Below are 17,922 nucleotides of genomic sequence, written 5' to 3'. Positions count from 1 at the left end.
GAGCCGGTTCTCCACCTGAAGAACCGGCAGTCACCGTGAAAGGGAGACTAATGACAACCGCTTCACACCCCGCACACCACCACGCCATGGGGTTGTCCCTTCACAACACCGCCATGGGTCTTGGTGTGGTTTTCCTGCTGGTCGGTATCCTCGGGTTCATCCCGGGAATTACCACCAACTACGGCGCCATGAGCTTTGCCGGATATGACTCCGGGGCAATGCTGCTTGGCGTATTCCAGGTGTCCGTGCTGCACAACATCGTCCACCTGCTGTTCGGCGCGGCCGGCATTGCAATGGCCCGAACCGCTTCGTCGGCCCGCTGGTTCTTGCTTGGCGGCGGCATCGTCTACATCGTTCTGTGGATCTATGGCTTGGTCATCGACATGGACGGGAGCGCCAACTTCGTCCCGTTCAACACTGCCGACAACTGGCTGCACCTGATCCTCGGCCTCGCCATGGTCGGCCTGGGCCTCTGGCTCGGCAGGGATGCCATGGACCGGACGAGGGGAACCGCAACGCCATAGCGCGGACCCACGGTCCTGAACTAACCAACGACGGCGGCCGTCCCCTTTGGGGGCGGCTTTCGTCACGTTTGCTACAGGTAGTCGCCGGCATGTTCGCGGGCGATTTCCAGCAAGGTGGAGTGGAAAGCCACCTCGGCCGGGGCGTAGACCTTGTCCTGGCGCTGGGCCAGCAGTACGCGCCGCAAGGGCGCGGCGGAACCGAGGCTGATGACCCGGACGTCAGGGTGCTGCAGGGCCACAGCGGTCTTGGGCACCATGGCCACGCCCATCCCGACGCTCACCATCGCCTGGGCCTCCTGGTAGTCGTTGGCGAGGAAGCCAATGGTGGGCTCGAACCCAGCCGCGTGGGCGGAGCGCTGCAGCACCTCCACCACGGGGTGGGCCTCGGCGCGCACGATCCACGATTCCTTGCGGAGCTCTTCCATGCGGATCTCGTCCCGGTCCGCAAGGGGGTGCCCGCGCGACACCAGCAGGACCGTGCTTTCCTGGAAGACCTCGGTGATGCGGATGGAATCGTCATGGAAGCGGTTCCAGGGGTAGTCCCACAGGAGGCACAGCCCGGTTACCCCTGACTGCAGGTCCGAAACCAGTTCTTCGAAGCGGGCGCTCCGCAGGGACAGGCCAATGGCCGGGTACCTCTTCTTGAAGGCCCGGATGACTATCGGCATGAAGGACCCGGCGAGGGTCGGAAAAGTCCCGACGGTCAGGGACCCGCGTTTAAGCCCGGCGATCTGGTCCAGGTCGGACTGGGCGGCGCGCATCTGCCCGACGATTTTGCGGGCGTGGCCGGCGAGCACCTGGCCGGCCTCCGTGGGGACCACCCCGCGGGACCGCCGGTTAAGGAGCGGCTGGCCGACTTCCTGCTCGAGCTTGCGCAGCTGCTGGGAGACCGCAGAGGGCGTGTACAGCATCAGCTCCGCTGCAGCGGTGATCGATCCCTGCTCGACAACCTCTACCAGCAGAGCCAGCCGCCGGATATCAAATAAATCTTGGGCTTCATCGTTAACCACTTCTTCACCCTTCTCCTCCAACGGTTCATTCTATGCACCCGGCACTCTACTCGCAGGATATGGCGGCTCGGTTCGAACGCCGAAGGGCGTGTTTACCGGGCCGCAAGCCTCTGGATCTCAGTGAATGAAGGAATGCTACATAGACGGACAGAAATCCAACATTGTCTTCAAGTGTGATCTGGCTCAATCTCGAATCAAGGCTCCGAACATTTCGGGCTGTACGAGAAGCAAGGAATGGGATCATGAAGATCGAAGCGGAGTGGATGCGCGGAGGCACCAGCAAGTGCTGGGTCTTCGAAACCGGACAGCTGGGCGAGACGGGAACCAGCCCGGATGTGCTGCTTCCCCGGCTGTTCGGCAGCCCGGACCACCGGCAGATCGATGGCGTTGGCGGGGCGACCTCCACCACCAGCAAAGCGATGATCCTTCACCGCCCCGCGGACGATGACGTTGATGTCGAGTTCACCTTCGCCCAGGTAAGCATCGAAGAGGCCGCTGTGGACTGGGGCAGCAACTGCGGCAACTGCTCGGCAGTGGTGGGCCTGTACGCCATCGAAAAGGGCTGGGTGGTGCCCACCGGCGACGTCACCCGCATCGTCACCCGCAACACCAACACCGGCCAGATCATCATCCAGCGGGTGTCCACGCCGTCCGGTGCCCTGCCCATCGTTCCGCAGGCCCAGATGCCCGGCGTCCCGTTCCCCGGGTACCGGGTGGGGCTGGGCTTCCAGGATCCAGCCGGCAAAACCACCGGCCAACTGCTTCCAACAGGTTCAGCCTCAGACACCCTCACGGCCGGCGGAACCCGCTGGACCGTCTCCATGGTCGACGCCGGAGCACCGGTAGTCATTCTCCGGGCTGAGGACCTGGGCCTTGACCCGGAGCGCTACAGCAGCTGGTCCGCCGGGGTAGAGCTGCAGCTCGAGACGCTGGAGCACATCCGTCGCCAGGCGGCAGTGCGGATGGGGCTCGCAGCCACCACGGCCGAGGCGGCGCGTGCCGTCCCCAAGGTGGCGATCGCAGCTTCACCGGCCCAGGCAGACTCGGAAAGCGACGTCAGCGTCATGATGCTCTCGATGGGCAAGCCCCACCCGGCGCTCGCCATCACCGGCAGCATCGCGCTGACCCTCGCGGCCCGCACCCCGGGCACTGTGCTTAACGACATCACCGGCAGCACGGTTCGCCCCACCCTGCGGCTGCAGACTCCGGCCGGCGTGATCGAAACCTGGAGTGAGGAACGGGACGGTTCGCTGCTGGTCGGCGTCGACAGGACCGCCCGCACCATCGCCACCACCACCATCCACCTCCCCGAGGCCCTCGGCAGCGCCGTCGACGCCTCCTTCGCCAGCGCCACCAACTGACCAGCGCCACTCAACGAGGAGACAGCATCATGACTAAGACTGAAGAACAAACAGCACTCCTGGACACCGACACCTTCGACGACCGCTCCCCGCGTCCCAACCGTCGCCGCCGTATCCTGCTGATGACGGTGGTCGCCACCGCTATTCTGGGTCTGGCCGCCCTCCTGTTCGGGGGTGTGATGTTCAGCCCCGCGGCGGCCTCGGAATCGGAGCCGACCATGACAGCCACCCAGATCATCCCGCTCGTCATCCTCGTCGTGATGTTCGTCGTCGCCACCAAATGGCCGCTGAACATCGGCGTGATGGGGCTGGTTTCCTCCTTCGGCGTCGGCTACTTCATGCTCGGAATGAGCGACAAGGAGATCCTCGCGGACTTCCCGGCCAGCATCGTCCTGACGATCATTGGCGTCACCTACTTCTTCAGCATGGCCCAGCGGAACGGGTCCATCGACATCATCGTCCAGACCTGCGTCCGCCTGGTCAGGGGCAAAACCATGCTTCTCCCGTGGGTGTTCTTCCTCCTGGCTGCCGCGCTGACGGCACTGGGCACCTTCTCCCCGGCCGCCGTCGCACTCCTGGCCCCGGCAGCACTGGGACTTGCCTACGAATCCCGCATCCACCCGGTCCTCATGGGCGCGTTCGTCATCAACGGAGCCCACGCCGGCGGTTTCTCCCCGCTGTCCGTCGCCGGTGTGCTGGTGCATGACATCTCGGTGAAAAACGGATTCCCCATCGAGCAGGGCGCGCTGTTCACGGCGAGCTTCGCGCTCAATTTCATCCTTTCGGCCCTGACCATCGTGGTGTTCGCCCTCCTCGGCAAGCTGCGCGACAAGCACGCCAACGAGTACGCCGGCCTGGAAACGCCCCGCGCCGGACGTCCCCAGGGCCAGCAGATCTTCACGCTCGCACTGATCGCTGCGATCCTCGTCTGCACCCTCGGGTTCCACATGCCCATCGGCTTCGTTGCCCTCTCCGCCGGCCTCCTCCTGGCCTTCGTCAACATCAAGGAACACAAGACCTTCATCGGCGGCGTTTCCTGGTCCACCGTCCTGCTGGTGGCAGGCATGATCACCTACGTCTCACTGCTCCAGCACGTCGGCGTCATCGACACCCTCGCGGAGATGGCCCTCGCCCTGGGAGCACCGCTCCTGATCGCCCTCGTCCTCTGCTACGTCATCGGCGTCGGATCCGCCTTCGCCTCCTCCACGGCACTGCTCACCGCCTTCATCCCCATGGCCGGTCCGCTGCTGGCCACCAGTTCGCTGAGCGCCTCCGGAACCGTCGCAGCACTGGCCATCGCGGCCACCGTGGTGGACGTCTCCCCCTTCTCCACCGACGGCGCCCTCGTGGTCGCCAACGCCCGCGACAACGACCGCCAGCGCGTCTACAAGCAGCTCATGATGTACGCCGGCGGCGTGGTCCTCGCGGCTCCGGCCCTGGCCTGGGCCCTGCTGGTACCCACCGGCATCATGTGATCCACTCCCGGATGGAACACCCAAGGGTTGCTGCCCGTCGGTGACCACTGACGGGCAGGACTGCCGGATACACATCCGGCAAGCGGACGGAACGGCCCTGCACCCCATCGCAACAGGAAGCCCGAAAGCCGGGCGCAGGAATGAACCCGTACGCACCAAAAGGCAGGGCGGCTCAGCCGCCCTGCCTTTTGGCTTGCCGGGCCAACGGCCCGTCGTCTTATTAGTGGACAGGACTATCCAGCCGGTGCGGCCCGGCGCAAAATAACCCCATGAAAAAAATGATGATCGCCGGCATCACAGCGGCAGTTATGGGGTTCGGTGCCATCAACGTGGCAGCCACGAGCAACGCCGCGGCCCCCGAGCCGTCGCAGTTCACGGGGCAAATCATCGTTAAGTTCCGCGACAACGGCGCGGCAACCGGCCTGCTGCGCCAGCAGGGCCTGAGCGACGGCACCGGCATCGGGAGCACGGGCGCGCACCTGATCAAAGTGCCGGCGGGCAAGGAATCGCAGGTCATCGACGCCTTGAACCGGAACCCGGCGGTCGAGTACGCGGAGCCGGACGAGCTTGTTACTGCCACGACAGCCGACACGTATTTCCCGCGCCAGTACGCCCTGCAGAACACCGGCCAGTCGTTTACCAACACCGACGGCACCATAAAGGTGCCCGCCGGCGAACCCGACGCCGATGTGGACGCAGTCGAAGCCTGGAGCGTCACTACCGGAAACGGCATTAAGGTGGCTGTCCTCGATTCGGGGGTGGCAACCGACAACCCCGACATCACCCCGAAGGTTGTCCTGCGGGCCAACTTCAGCGGTACAACAAGCAATGAAGACAATTATGGCCACGGGACCCACGTGGCCGGCATTGTCGCCGCCGTTCACAACACCGAGGGTGTGGCCGGCGTCTGCCCGGGATGCACCATCCTGGCCGGCAAGGTCCTCAACGACAGCGGGGTGGGATCCAGCTCCGGCCTCGCAAACGGCATCAACTGGGCCGTCAGCAACGGCGCGAAGGTGATCAACATGAGCATCGGAGTGCGGGCGTCACGGACCCTGGAAACCGCCGTCAACAACGCCTGGAGCAAGGGTGTGGTGCTGGTTGCCGCAGCAGGCAACGGCGGCAACCAGACCAAGATCTACCCGGCTGCCTACCCCAACGTCATCGCCGTCGCCGCCACCGACAATAAGGACGTCAAAGCAGACTTCTCAACCTACGGTGCCAGCTGGGTGGACATGGCGGCGCCCGGAGTCAATGTGTACTCAACGTTCCCGAACCACAAAACCGTCATCGGGACGCAGAACAAGCGCTCTTGGGGTTACGACGTGGGCAACGGGACGTCGATGTCCGCACCCATCGTCGCCGCAACCGCCGCGCTTGCCTGGAGCTCCCACCCGGGCGCCACAAACACATCAGTGCGCGCAAACGTGGAATCCAGCGCCGACAAGGAAGTTTTTGGCGCCGGCACCTACTGGGCCCATGGCCGCGTGGACACCTTAGCGGCCGTCAAGGCCCCGTAACGGCGCCGGTCCGTAGCTGGCAGCCGGCCCACCCGGTCAGCCGCGGCCCTTCTCTTGTGAGCCAATCAGCCCAGCAGTACCATCCCCTCACCTGAAGGTTCCATATCAGGTGAGGCTCCTGGAGGTGGGCAACAATGCTCGAGACTGCGCACAACACCGGAACCGACAGCCGCCGCGACCTGGTCACCGAGCTACTGGGCCTATGGCTGCTGCTGGCCGTATTTCTGGACGGCTGGGCGCACATTAACCTGCCCAGCCTGGAGACGTTCTTCACGCCATGGCACGCGGCCCTCTACTCCGGCATGCTGGCGACGACGGCGTGGACCGCCGTCGTGATCTCGCGAAACCGGACACCCGGGCAGCCGCTGCTGCAGGCAGCTCCGCCGGGCTACCGCGGGACCGCGGTGGGCGTGGTCCTCTTCGGTGTGGCCGGCGGCCTGGACCTGCTGTGGCACGAGCTCCTCGGCATCGAGGTCTCGCTGGATGCCCTGGTCAGCCCCACCCACCTGCTGCTCGGCTTCAGCCTCTTCCTCATCCTGGGCACCGCCGTGCGGAGCGCCCGGGCAGCCGGCCACAGCGCAGCTGGCCGCAGCGCGAACCTGACGTCGACCCCGGCGGCGATGTTCGCCGTCGTACTCATGACCGGGCTGGGGGCGTTCTTCCTCGTCTACGCGTCCATCTTCGTCCGGCCGGGGCCGACGGCCGTGTTCACCCCGCTGCCGGTGGGTACGCCCGGCCGCATCCAGGCCGAGATGCCGGTGATCATCAGCCTGTTGAGCTACCTGCTGACCACCGCGCTGATCGTCGCGCCCTTCCTCTTCACGCTCTCCGCCACCCGGCGCCCCGCCCGCGGAATCGTCACCCTGCTTGTGGTGGCGGCGGCCTGGCTGCCCGTGGTGATGATCGGCCTGCGCCCCTACTCGATCGCCGGAGCCGCCGGGGCGACGGTTGCCGCCGTCGTCGTCGACCTGCTGCTGACCCGGGTGCCGGACGAGTGGCTGGGCCGGCAACTGCCGGCCGTGGCGGCAGGAATCGCGGCGATGCTGTGGACGGGCCAGCTCGTGGCGTTCGCGGTGACGGACGCGATCCGCTGGCCGGTCTCGCTGTGGCTGGGAGCGGTGGTGCTCAGCGCCGCGGTAGCCGCCGGCCTCGCACTCCTCAGCTCCTGGGGAGCGCGTCCGGCGCCGGACGCTACATACGAGGGCGGTGGAACAGCCCGGACGGGACAGCCTCTGTAAACTGGCGGATGCTACGCGAAACGTTCGCATAGACGATTCCCCGAGGGCGGCGACGATGACGACGATGGTAAAAGTGGCCAAGCTTGCCGGCGTCTCCATCTCCACTGTTTCCCACGTCCTGAACGGCACCCGACACGTGGGCGAAGAGACGCGGCAGCGCGTACTGAAAGCCATCGAGGAAACGTCCTACCGCCAGGACGCGCTCGCCCGTGCCATGCGGCGCTCCCGGACGGACAGCATCGGGCTCATAGTTTCCGACGGCGGCGAACCGGCTTTCGCCGAAATGATCCGTGGCGTGGAGGAAACCGCCACCAGCCAGGGCATCACGCTGCTGCTGGCCAATTCCGCCGAAGATCCGCAACGTGAAGCCCGTGCTGTGCGGACCCTGCTGGAGCGCAGGGTTGACGGCATCATTCTCGCCCGTGCAGCCGGCTCAGGACCTGACGCCTTGGCGGAATTCGCCAACCAGGACACCCCGCTGGTGCTGATGGACCGGCTGTCCGAGGACCCGTTTGACCAGGTGGGGGTGGAAAACCGCGAGGCCACCAAGGAGCTCGTGAAGCACCTCGTATCGCAGGGACATGAGCGGATCCTGCTGGTCGCCGGCGACACCCGCGTCTCCACGCTCCGGGAACGGCACGAAGCCTTCGCCGAAGCCATGACCGCCGCCGGGATCCCGGCCAAGAAGCAGATGGCCATCACCACCGCAGAGCCGGAAAAGACCGACGCCGGAATCCGCGCCGCGCTGTCAGCCGCCAGGCGGCCCACGGCACTGATCGCCTGCAGCACCGTCCTGGCCGCGGCCGCACTTCGGCACATCCAGCAGCGCGGGCTACGTATGCCGGAGGACATCGCCTTCGCCACATTCGACGGCTTCGCCTACGCCGAGCTGTTCGAACCCCAGCTCACCACCGTCCGGCAGCCCGCATTCGAGGTGGGGGCCACCGCCGCGGAGCTGCTGACCAAGAGAATCGCTGACAAGACGGCCGAGCCCTCCATCGTCCGGCTGGCGCCCACGATCGAATACCGGTCCTCCACAGGCGAGCGTTCGACCTCCTAAGACCACTCAAGCGCGAACGTACAGTTGAGGCCCCGGCAGCTGGGGCCACAACTGGACGTCACTGCTGCTCCCCACCGCGGCCGCGGCCAGCCGACTTTAAGAAACTTCTTGTGACCTATTGCACAGCGAAACGTTTGCGCCTACCATCGAAACGTTCGCGCAATCGTTTTTCTAGGAGGAATCGTGGCAACCATCGTCGACGTCGCATCCCTGGCAGGCGTGTCGACGTCGACGGTCTCGCACGTCCTTAACGAAACCCGGCACGTCGAACCGGAGACCAAGGCCCGGGTCATGGACGCCGTGCAGGCGACCGGTTACCGACGGGACGCACTGGCGCGCTCCATGCGCCGCGCCAGGACCGACTCGATCGGCCTCGTCGTGTCGGACGCCGGGGAGCCGGCCTTCGCGGACATGGTGCATGGCGTGGAGGAGGCCGCGGCACAGCACGGACTGTCCCTGCTGCTGGCGAACTCGGCGGAAGATCCCGCCCGGGAACGCGCTGCGGTGGAAGCCCTCCTCGACCGCCGGGTCGACGGCCTGATCATCGCCCGGGCCGCCGGCTCGAGTGCCGGGCTGCTTGAGCGGATCCGCGGCGAGAAGAAGCCACTGGTCCTGCTGGACCGGCTCGCGGACCTGGACGTGGACCAGGTGGGGGTGAACAACCGGTCCGCCATGGCTGCCCTGGTTGAACACCTCGCCGACCGCGGCCACGAGCGGATCATGCTCGTCTCGGGCGATCTGCGCGTCTCCTCACTCCGCGAGCGCCATGACGGCTTCCGGGCCGCCATGCAGCGGCTGGGCCTGAAAGCGCGGGAAGGCTTGCTGTGCGACGGCACGGTCACCGCGGCCGCCACTTTCGACCGCGTCCGCGCGCTGCTGGCGACCGGGCCAAAGCGCCCGACCGCGATCCTGGCCTGCAGCACGCTTCTGGCGGCCGGGGCTCTGCGGGCCGTCCAGCACGAAGGGCTGCGGGTGCCCGGGAACATGGCCTTCGCCACGTTCGACGGCTTCACCTACTCGGACTTGTTCCAGCCCCAGATCACCACCGTGCGCCAACCGGCATTCCAACTCGGCGAGAGCGCCGTCAGCTTGCTGCTGCGGCGCCTCGAGAGCCCTTCTGCTCCCACCAGAACCCTCCGGCTCGAATCCGAGATCGAGTTCCGCCGCTCCACCGAATAACTGCTCTACCCAGTACCTGCCCCCCCAATAACATCCACACACCCCACCGCATCCCGTCAGCGCGCCTCTGCGCCGCATGCAAAGGAGCATCACATGAGAAAAACAGTCCGCACGTCCATCGCCGCGGCGGCCGCCGCCGCGCTGTTGGCCCTCACCGCCTGCGGAAGCAGCACCGATTCCTCGGCGCCCGCAGCCGACGGACCATACACGGCCCCGGCAAAGGACATCACCGCCACCATCTCCGTCTCCAACTGGGGCGACCCGGGAGACAAGGCCGTGTACGACGGCGTCGCCAAGCGCTTCAAGGAGAAGTACCCCAACGTGACGGTGAACAACAACTTCACCCCCATCACCACCTGGACCGAATACGTCAACAAGCTCGTCACCCAGGCCGCAGCAGGGCAGGCGCCGGACGTCATCAACATCGCCACCGAAGGTGTGGAGCTCGGCATGTCGAACGAGCTATTCACTTCCCTGGACGGCTTCCTCAAGAACGACCCCGAGGCGGCGTCCCTGCGGAAAGACATCGACCCGAAACTGCTGGAGGGATTCAGGAAGGACGGTTCCACCTACCTGATGCCCAACACGTTCAACACCATGGTGATCTACTACAACACCAAAATGTTCAAGGCGGCCGGTATCGAACGGCCCAGCGATGACTGGACCTGGGATGACTTCCTGGCGATCGCCAAGAAGCTGACCACGGGCTCCGGCGCTAACAAAGTGTACGGGTTCGCCATGCCGTACTACTCTTTCGGCATCACCCCGTGGCTGTACTCCAACGGCACGTCCATGATGAGCGCTGACCTGCAAACAGCACAGCTCACTGATCCGAAGGTCAAGGAGACACTTGGCTGGGTCCGCGACCTGGTCACCGAGCACGGGGTGTCGCCGCAGCCCAAGGGAGCGGACCCCTACCAGTTGTTCCCCGCGGGCAAGGCAGCCATGACCGGCGCCGGCCACTTCGTCACCGGCGGGTTCGCGAAGGCTGGCTTCACCGACTACGACATCCTCCCCTGGCCGAAGGGAACCACCAAGTCCACGGTGTTCGGCGCAGGAGCGTTCGCCATCTCCAAGACATCCAAGAACCCGGCGCTGTCCTGGGAGTTCATCAAGATGCTCACCGACCAGCAGACGCAGAAGCAATGGGCCGACGCCGGCGCCGCCGTTCCGTCCACCAAGACTGCCGCTTCAACACCGGAGTTCCTTGCCTCCCCAAAGCACGCGGACGAGTTCTATAACTCCCTGTCCTACGCCAAGCCGGTAGCTGCTCCCCGCGCCTACAACGTGCTGGACCCCGCGTTCATGCGGGCCATGGACGAGATCATGTCCGGCCAGGACATCGGCTCCTCGCTGGAGAAGGGCCAAAAGGATGTTGAGGAGGCGTTGAAGCAGTGACTGTCACCGCCCACAAAACCGCGCCGCTGCCTGCGCCCCCTTCGGGGCGCGGGAGGCGCCCCGGGCACCTCAGCGGCGCCCGGCGTCGAGAAGCCCTCACCGGGTACGCCTTCACGGCACCCACCGTCATAGGGTTCCTGGTTTTCGTCCTGGGACCACTGGTCGCCGCCCTGTACCTCAGCCTCACCAAGTACAACATCCTGACGGCACCCAAGTTCGTGGGCCTCGACAACTACGCCCGGATGTTCCGGGACGAACGGCTGGCCACCACCTACGGCAACACGGTCCTCTACGTCGGGGCCGCCGTCGTCCTCATCAATGGCTTCGCGCTCCTGTTCGCGGTCCTGATCAACCAACGGCTCCCCCGGGCCCTGACCTACGTGTTCCGCTCCGCCTACTTCTTTCCCTACCTCGTGGCCCTCGTGTACGTGTCCATCATCTGGCAGGCACTGTTCCAGAAGGACACGGGCATCCTGAACTACTACATCACCGCCCTGGGCGGGGAACGGATCGACTGGCTCAACAGTTCCGAGTTCTCCAAGGTCTCCGTGATCATCGTGGACACCTGGCGGAACGTCGGGTTCGCCATGCTGATCTACGTGGCAGCCCTGCAGGAAGTCCCCAAGGACATGGTGGAGGCCGCCCGCATGGACGGAGCCAACGAATGGCAGGTCTTCCGCCGGATCGTCCTGCCGATGATCAGCCAGGCAACGTTCTTCAACATCACCATCACCATCATCGGCGCGTTCCAGATCTACGAATCCATCATCGTGCTGACCAGGGGCGGCCCGGGCGATGCCAGCCGCAGCGTGGTCATGTACATCGCCGAGGTGGCCTTCAACAAGTTCGACATGGGCTATGCCTCAGCCATCGCGGTGACACTGTTCCTGATCATCATGCTGGTGACCATGGTCCAGTTCCGCCTCAGGAAGTCATGGGTGAACAATGAGTAATCTCAACGTCCCAATCCTTGCGTCCGGCAAAGGTGCCGGAAAAGCCGTACGACGGCGGCCCGGCGTCGGGAAGTCCGTTTCCGTGGCTCTCCTGATCCTCGGTGCCATCGGCATGGTGGCCCCCTTCCTGTGGATGTTCACCACATCGCTCCGGGACGCCAGCCACGCGTACGACCTGCCGCCGCAGTGGCTGCCCACGGAGTGGGACTGGTCCAACTATGCCGGGGCCGTCACGGGACCGGTGCCTATCCTCCGGAACATGTTCAACAGCGCAGTCATCGCCATCGCGGTGAGCGTCGGCATGATCATCACGGCACCCATGGCGGGATATGCCTTCGCCAAGCTGGAATTCCCCGGCCGCAACTCGATCTTTGTGGGACTGCTGTCCTCGCTGATGGTGCCGGCACAGGTGACCATCATTCCGCTGTTCCTCCTGATGCGGACGTTCGGCCTCCTGGACAACCCGCTCAGCCTGATCCTGCCCGGCATCACCGGGGCACTGGGCGTATTCCTGCTCCGGCAGTTCTTCCTGGGGCTGCCGCAGGAAATCATCGACGCCGCCCGCATGGACGGTGCCACCGCGTGGCAGACCTACCGCCTGATCGCGCTGCCCCTGGCCAAGAACGCAGTCAGCACGCTCGGCGTCATCACGTTCCTGGGCAGCTGGAATGCCTACTTCGCCCCGTCAATCTTCCTCAACAGCACCGACACCGCCACCCTCCCGCTGGGCCTGGTCCTGATGCTCGGCCCCTACGGCGCCGGGAACGTGGCCCAGGTGATGGCGGCAACCACCATCGCCATCGCCCCGGCACTCATCGTCTTCCTCGTGGCCCAGCGGTGGATCATCGCCAGCCTCACCCAGTCAGCCGTCAAAGGCTAAAAAACCACTCTTCGAAGGGACACCACCTTGGCTTCATCACCGCGCTCCGGTCTGCTCTCAAGCCTGACCAAGCTCTCCACCGCCCGCACCGCCCGCGCCTCCAGCTGGGACCAGACCGGCCGCAACCGCGACAACTGGATCATCATGCCCGGCGAGGAACGGGTCCTGGCCGACATTGAAGGCCCAGGCGCCATCACCCACATCTGGATGACCCAGTCGTGCCGGATCCAGCCGGGCCCCGGCCAGATCTCCCCAGAACTGGTGGGCGTCCCCATGCTGGAAATCCACAACGCCCTCGGCGTCAGCTGGGAAGTGGTGGACCCGGACTACTACCGCAAGATCGTCCTCAAAATGTACTGGGATGGCCAGGACACCCCCAGCGTCATCGCACCCCTGGGCGACTTCTTCGGACTGCTGAACTCCCTGTCCGGCTCCTACGACTCCCTCCCGCTCTCGGTCTCGGCCAAGGAAGGGGAACTGAACACCTTCGGCGGCAGTGCAGCGTTCAACAGCTACTTCGAGATGCCGTTCAACTCCCGGGCCCGGATCGTCGTCGAAAACCAGAACGATATCCCGTACCTGCAGTACTTCTACATCGACTACGAGCTCTACACCGACCCCCTTCCCGAGGACACCGCCTACTTCCACGCCCACTGGCGCCGGCAGAAGCCCAACGCCGGCTGGGCGCCGGACCTGCAGACCAACAGCATAGAGGTGGCCATCCCCAACCTCACCGGTGAGGACAACTACGTGGTCCTGGAGACGGAGGGCCAGGGCCACTATGTGGGCTGCAACCTCGCCGTCCGTCACTTCCAAGGCTCCTGGTGGGGTGAGGGAGACGACATGATCTTCATCGACGACGACACCTGGCCGCCCAGCCTCCACGGCACCGGCATGGAGGACTACTTCGGCCACGCCTGGGGCATGCAGCACAACGCCTTCCTCATGAACGGCACCATGGTCCACGAGGAAAACGTCCCCGGCTTCCACCACAGCTACCGCTTCCACATGACTGACCCCATCAGGTTCCAGAAGCGCATCAAGGTCACCTTCGAGCACGGCCACGCCAACCACCTCTCCGATGACTGGTCCTCCACCGCCTACTGGTACCAGACCCTCCCCTCCCCGACGCTGGACATCGACCCCGTCGAGGAACGCCTGCCGCTGCGGCCGCGCGACCAAGTGGAAGAACGTCCCCTGCCGGAACTGACGCCCACCCAGCAGGCCGCCCGGGACGCGGCCGCCGAGCGGATGCAGCGGTTCACCGAGGCGCGGGACGCCGTCCGGAACGAACGGCGGGCAGAAATCGACGACTGGGAGAAGGGCAACGCCGAGCAGGCGCGCGAGATCCGGCAGCGGTTCCTCGCCGCCAGCAGCGTCCCGGCCCTCTGACCACCCACAGCACGGAAGGATCAGCATGAACACGCAGGACCCCCGCCCCGCCCTCCACTTCACCGCCGCCGAAGGGTGGATCAACGACCCGCTGGGCGTGACCTGGAGGGACGGCCAGTACCACCTCTTCTATCAGTACGTTCCCGGCCGCACCACGTGGGCTTCCAACTGCCACTGGGGCCACGCCACCTCCCCGGACATGATCGCCTGGACCGAGCAGGGTGTTGCGGTGGCACCCGGGGAAGGGGACGACGGCGTCTGGTCGGGTTCCATCGTCACCGGCCAGGATGGTGCTGCCACCATGTTCTACACGTCGGTCACCGAACCCGAGATCGGCATCGGCACCGTCCGCACCGCCACGCCTGAAGACACCTCCTGGAACACGTGGACCAAGGGCGCGAAGCTGACGACTGCACCGGACCTTGGCGTGGTGGCTTACCGTGACCCGTTCGTTTTCCGCGACGGCGAACAGTGGCGCATGTTCGTAGGCGCCGGACTGGAGGGCGGGACGGCCGCCGCGGTTTCCTACAGCTCGCCCGACCTCGCCGAATGGACCCTGGACGGGATCGCCGCGCAGCGGAACGGCACCGAAACGGACCCCGTCTGGACCGGCACGATGTGGGAATGCCCGCAGCTGTTCGAGATCGACGGCTCACACGTCCTGGTCACCTCCATCTGGGAGGACGACGTGCTGCACTACGTGGCCTACGGCGTGGGCAGCTACTCCGGCGCACAGTTCACCGCCCGGTCGTGGGGCCAGCTCAGCTTTGGCAAGAGCTACTACGCACCGTCCTTCTTCCGGGACAAGGACGGTGCACCGTCGCTAATCTTCTGGGTCCGCGGCGTGCTGGACCCCGGCGGGAAATGGGCCAGTGCGCTCAGCATCCCGCACACCCTGACCCTCGACGGCGACGTCCTGGTGGCCACGCCGCACGCGGACCTTGCCAACTACTCGCAGCCGGGCCGGCTGGAGGAGATGCCTCCCGGGGTTTTCGAGACCGTGCTCGACGGCGGCGCGGACCTGCTCTGCACCCTCACCGCCGGGACGGTCATCCGTCTGTCGGGTGCCGAAGGAGGCTTGTCCGGTTCCGAGGCCGCGATCCTGGCCACCGTCAGTTACGACGGCGAGGGCATCCGGGTGACGGTCGACGGGAACGCCGACTTCGCCGAATCGTTCCTCCCTGCGGATAAGGAGTCCGAGTTGCGCCTGATTATCGACGCCGGCGTGCTGGAACTCTCCGGCCGGCAAGGGATCATGGCAGTGCCGCTGCCCATCCTGAACGCCCCGGTGACGCTGACCGTGGGCGGCACCGCCGGCACGCCCCTACTCAGCACGCTGACCAGGCCGGTGAGCAGAGCGGCGGCAAACGAGGAGGCCGACGAGAAGGATCTGTATCTGGCTGCCACCTCGCTGCCGTACATCCTCGGCTAACACCGCCGTCGGGCAGGTTCGGCTTCCCCTGCGGCCGCGATTCGTGTGCAGAAACTGCGGCCGCAGCGGAAAGCCCTCCCAGGAAACGCGCATCCCGCTTCAGGAATGGGTGGAGCGTGCAAGGCCACCGACTGTTGGAGTTGGGGGTGGGCGGCTGCGGATTTCCCATCAACCTGGCAACAGCAGCAATATCCTTCGGGGTGGTCCGGCAGCACCCGCCAACGAGCCGGGCACCAAGTTCACGCCACATCACGGCTCCTTCGGCAAGGCTTGCGGCCTGTGGACTGCCCGCTTCCGCAACGGCCGACGCCGGCCCCCATGTTTTGGTGACGGCATCATAGCTTTCGCCGGAATTTGGATACGCGATCAGGGGCGTGTCCGTGGCTTGGCCCAGAGCGCCGAGGGCTGGGGAGACCATCTCCAGCGGCACACAGTTCACGCCAATGGCCACAACTAGCGGCTGCGCCCCGCTGAGCTTTGCCACTTGCTCCAATGGAGTACCGTCGCTGATGTGCCCGCCGTCCCGTAGCGTGAAGGACAGCCAGCTTTCGACGTCGAACTCTTCCATGAGCGCCAAGAGGGCCTCCGCTTCCGGCAGGGAGGGCAGCGTCTCGCACGCAAGCACGTCCGCTCCGGCCTCCACCAGGGCTGCGATTCGCGGCCGATGGAACTCCAAAAACTCGCTTCGGCTGAGGACGTAGTCCCCCCGGTATTCGGATCCATCAGCCAGGTAGGCGCCGTAGGGGCCCACCGATCCTGCAACTAACAGGGAGCCCGCGCCAGCGTTTTCGGCCAGGTACTCGCGGCGCGCCTCGTCGGCCAGGCGAACACTCAGGGCCACCAACTCCAAGGCCTCTGCCTCACCGATGCCGCGCCGCGCAAATCCCAGAGGTGTTGCCTGATAGCTCGCCGTGGTGGCGACTGTGGCACCGGCGCGGAAGTAATCGCGGTGCACGCGCTTGATGAGCAGCGGCTGCTCCAGGAGGAGTTTAGCCGACCACAAGGGGTCGTCCAGGTTGCAGCCGTGCGCTTCAAGCTCGGTGGCAAGTGCGCCATCCAAGGTCAGGTTTGCTCCGGCATCGAGGATGCGGGAGAGCGTGGTGTTACTGGGCATTCTCTGGGCTCCAAGCGGTTCGGTTCGTCTTTGCCGGCTCGGCATGAGGCGCTGCGGTGAGCGCATTACCCCGCGCTTATGTTCATAATAAGCATTTTTCAATGCTTGTAATGATCACCACACCGTGTCACCATGGCAATCAGACACCGCCGCTGCTAACCGATCAGGAGGCTTTCCTTGAAAATTGACATGAAACCAGTGCGCAAGCTGCGTGTGCATTGGCCCATAGCCTCGGAGACCTTCTCGCGGCTGGCCGACGGCGAGGCAGAAGCATTCAAGGATGAGGCAGGCATTGAAGCCCTGCTCCAGGCTGTGGCGGAATCCCCTGACCTCGGGGATTTCGGCAACTACCGGCACGTCTTCGAATCAGGCTTGGGTTTCGAGGGGTTCACCTGCGCCGCCGGCGCCAACCCTACATTGGGGCAGGTGGGCCAGCAGACGATTTCGCCGACCCTTGTGCTGACAACGTACTTCGATGCAGCCCTTGACGACGCCACGGTGGAACTCTTCCTTCAGCACATCGTGGATATCCACCCGTGGGAGGTCCCTGTCATCGAGCTGTCCGGGCCAATCAGCGTTTCCAGCACTGCCCTTCCGGCATTCGCTGAAAGCCAGGCTGCATCATGAGTGAAGTCGCAACAACCTCCCTTTGGGACGGTCTGCAGACGCTGCTTGCCGGCAGATCATTCACTGACCTGACGCACGCCTTCCACCCCGGCCAGCCACACTTCCCGGCATTCCCCGACGAAGTCAGGGAGGCCGTATTTGACCTGGAGAAGGGTGACGGTTTCACTGCTCACCGCTACTCGATCATCGGACAATGGGGAACACACGTTGATCCCCCCTCGCATTTCACCTCCCACGGACGGACCCTGGACCAGATTCCCGTGAAGGAAATGGTCCTTCCGCTGGCCGTCCTCGACATCACCGAGCGCGTCAGGGCAAATGCGGACGCCACTCCGACGTTGGAGGACGTCAAGGCCTGGGAACACCGCAACGGTGCCATCCCGCCGGGGGCCTTTGTGGCACTGAGGACGGGGTGGAGCCACCACTGGCCCGACGCTGCCGCCATGGCAAACAGGGACGATGACGGTGTCAGCCACACACCTGGCTGGTCGCAGGAAGTCCTCTCCTTCCTGGTTGAGGAACGGTCGGTTACCGCCGTCGGTCATGAACAGACGGACACAGACCCCGGGTTGGCCACATCCCGCCAGGATTTCACCCTGGAAACCTACGTCCTGGCGCAGAACCGGTGGCAGATCGAGCTGATGGCCAACCTGGACGGACTTCCAGAAGCGGGCGCTGCCCTCATTGCCAGCTGGCCCAAGCCACTGGACGGCAGCGGTTTTCCTGCCCGGGTCTTCGCCATCCACTAAGACGCGCTCG

The 17,922-nt window shown here is 65.2% G+C and carries 15 protein-coding genes and 1 pseudogene; 14 read left to right on the top strand and 2 right to left on the bottom strand.

Translation table 11 applies throughout. From position 1 onward, the window contains the following. The first annotated feature begins 50 nt into the window (after positions 1-50). Complete coding sequence (locus ACHMXB_RS01015; protein WP_395401987.1) at positions 51-524, top strand: DUF4383 domain-containing protein; 474 nt, start codon at positions 51-53, stop codon at positions 522-524. A 71-nt stretch (positions 525-595) separates the two neighbouring features. Here the strand turns inward: ACHMXB_RS01015 and ACHMXB_RS01010 are convergent, their stop codons facing one another. Beyond that, positions 596-1,555: a LysR substrate-binding domain-containing protein gene (locus ACHMXB_RS01010; protein WP_395401985.1), complete on the bottom strand. Its 960-nt coding sequence runs from the start codon at positions 1,553-1,555 to the stop codon at positions 596-598. 221 nt (positions 1,556-1,776) lie between these two features. Between ACHMXB_RS01010 and ACHMXB_RS01005 the strand changes: the two genes are divergently transcribed. The 11 genes from ACHMXB_RS01005 (at position 1,777) to ACHMXB_RS00955 (ending at position 15,422) form a co-directional block, all read left to right on the top strand. After that, positions 1,777-2,895, top strand: a complete 1,119-nt coding sequence (locus ACHMXB_RS01005) for a PrpF domain-containing protein (RefSeq protein ID WP_395401983.1) — start codon at positions 1,777-1,779, stop codon at positions 2,893-2,895. A 29-nt stretch (positions 2,896-2,924) separates the two neighbouring features. Then, the gene (locus tag ACHMXB_RS01000) at positions 2,925-4,370 is read left to right on the top strand and encodes an SLC13 family permease (protein ID WP_395401981.1); all 1,446 of its coding nucleotides are present in this window, start codon (positions 2,925-2,927) and stop codon (positions 4,368-4,370) included. A gap of 269 nt (positions 4,371-4,639) precedes the next feature. Next, positions 4,640-5,890: a S8 family serine peptidase gene (locus ACHMXB_RS00995; protein ID WP_395401979.1), complete on the top strand. Its 1,251-nt coding sequence runs from the start codon at positions 4,640-4,642 to the stop codon at positions 5,888-5,890. A 134-nt stretch (positions 5,891-6,024) separates the two neighbouring features. Further along, positions 6,025-7,128, top strand: coding sequence for a hypothetical protein (locus tag ACHMXB_RS00990; protein ID WP_395401977.1), 1,104 nt, complete (start codon positions 6,025-6,027; stop codon positions 7,126-7,128). Positions 7,129-7,183: 55 nt separating this feature from the next. Further along, entirely contained in the window at positions 7,184-8,188 is a 1,005-nt protein-coding gene (locus ACHMXB_RS00985; protein ID WP_395401975.1) for a LacI family DNA-binding transcriptional regulator, read from the top strand. 183 nt (positions 8,189-8,371) lie between these two features. Next, positions 8,372-9,367, top strand: coding sequence for a LacI family DNA-binding transcriptional regulator (locus tag ACHMXB_RS00980; RefSeq protein ID WP_395401973.1), 996 nt, complete (start codon positions 8,372-8,374; stop codon positions 9,365-9,367). A gap of 93 nt (positions 9,368-9,460) precedes the next feature. After that, on the top strand, positions 9,461-10,765 hold the full coding sequence (locus tag ACHMXB_RS00975; RefSeq protein WP_395401971.1) for an ABC transporter substrate-binding protein: 1,305 nt from the start codon (positions 9,461-9,463) through the stop codon (positions 10,763-10,765). After that, positions 10,762-11,718: a carbohydrate ABC transporter permease gene (locus tag ACHMXB_RS00970; RefSeq protein ID WP_395401969.1), complete on the top strand. Its 957-nt coding sequence runs from the start codon at positions 10,762-10,764 to the stop codon at positions 11,716-11,718. Before ACHMXB_RS00975 ends, ACHMXB_RS00970 begins: the two co-directional genes overlap by 4 nt. Then, positions 11,711-12,598, top strand: coding sequence for a carbohydrate ABC transporter permease (locus tag ACHMXB_RS00965; protein WP_395401967.1), 888 nt, complete (start codon positions 11,711-11,713; stop codon positions 12,596-12,598). The genes ACHMXB_RS00970 and ACHMXB_RS00965 overlap by 8 nt, the downstream gene beginning before the upstream one ends. A 27-nt stretch (positions 12,599-12,625) precedes the next feature. Continuing rightward, positions 12,626-13,990: a glycoside hydrolase family 172 protein gene (locus ACHMXB_RS00960; RefSeq protein ID WP_395401965.1), complete on the top strand. Its 1,365-nt coding sequence runs from the start codon at positions 12,626-12,628 to the stop codon at positions 13,988-13,990. A 25-nt stretch (positions 13,991-14,015) separates the two neighbouring features. Beyond that, positions 14,016-15,422: a glycoside hydrolase family 32 protein gene (locus tag ACHMXB_RS00955; protein WP_395401963.1), complete on the top strand. Its 1,407-nt coding sequence runs from the start codon at positions 14,016-14,018 to the stop codon at positions 15,420-15,422. Between the two features lie 151 nt (positions 15,423-15,573). Here ACHMXB_RS00955 and mmuM read toward each other — a convergent pair. Beyond that, positions 15,574-16,536: pseudogene (gene mmuM, locus ACHMXB_RS00950) on the bottom strand (homocysteine S-methyltransferase); the annotation flags it as partial. Between the two features lie 177 nt (positions 16,537-16,713). Here mmuM and ACHMXB_RS00945 point away from each other — a divergent pair. Both ACHMXB_RS00945 and ACHMXB_RS00940 read left to right on the top strand, forming a co-directional pair. Next, positions 16,714-17,163: a hypothetical protein gene (locus ACHMXB_RS00945; protein ID WP_395401961.1), complete on the top strand. Its 450-nt coding sequence runs from the start codon at positions 16,714-16,716 to the stop codon at positions 17,161-17,163. Then, positions 17,160-17,912 (top strand): cyclase family protein, encoded by a 753-nt coding sequence (locus tag ACHMXB_RS00940; RefSeq protein WP_395401959.1) that lies wholly within the window; start codon positions 17,160-17,162, stop codon positions 17,910-17,912. The genes ACHMXB_RS00945 and ACHMXB_RS00940 overlap by 4 nt, the downstream gene beginning before the upstream one ends. Positions 17,913-17,922: the final 10 nt, after the last annotated feature.

Origin of the sequence: Arthrobacter sp. UC242_113 (genome assembly GCF_044054585.1) — a bacterium.
In the GTDB taxonomy this organism is placed as follows: Bacteria; Actinomycetota; Actinomycetes; order Actinomycetales; family Micrococcaceae; genus Arthrobacter.
The sequence above is the reverse complement of the archived record's forward strand: the minus strand, read 5'-3'. Positions and strand labels throughout refer to the sequence as shown.

Bases quoted from the DNA above. Each gene is read 5' to 3' on its own strand.
- ACHMXB_RS01015 (WP_395401987.1), top strand. From the start codon at position 51: ATGACAACCGCTTCACACCCCGCACACCACCACGCCATGGGGTTGTCC.
- ACHMXB_RS01005 (WP_395401983.1), top strand. From the start codon at position 1,777: ATGAAGATCGAAGCGGAGTGGATGCGCGGAGGCACCAGCAAGTGCTGG.
- ACHMXB_RS01000 (WP_395401981.1), top strand. From the start codon at position 2,925: ATGACTAAGACTGAAGAACAAACAGCACTCCTGGACACCGACACCTTC.
- ACHMXB_RS00995 (WP_395401979.1), top strand. From the start codon at position 4,640: ATGAAAAAAATGATGATCGCCGGCATCACAGCGGCAGTTATGGGGTTC.
- ACHMXB_RS00990 (WP_395401977.1), top strand. From the start codon at position 6,025: ATGCTCGAGACTGCGCACAACACCGGAACCGACAGCCGCCGCGACCTG.
- ACHMXB_RS00985 (WP_395401975.1), top strand. From the start codon at position 7,184: ATGACGACGATGGTAAAAGTGGCCAAGCTTGCCGGCGTCTCCATCTCC.
- ACHMXB_RS00975 (WP_395401971.1), top strand. From the start codon at position 9,461: ATGAGAAAAACAGTCCGCACGTCCATCGCCGCGGCGGCCGCCGCCGCG.
- ACHMXB_RS00965 (WP_395401967.1), top strand. From the start codon at position 11,711: ATGAGTAATCTCAACGTCCCAATCCTTGCGTCCGGCAAAGGTGCCGGA.
- ACHMXB_RS00955 (WP_395401963.1), top strand. From the start codon at position 14,016: ATGAACACGCAGGACCCCCGCCCCGCCCTCCACTTCACCGCCGCCGAA.
- ACHMXB_RS00940 (WP_395401959.1), top strand. From the start codon at position 17,160: ATGAGTGAAGTCGCAACAACCTCCCTTTGGGACGGTCTGCAGACGCTG.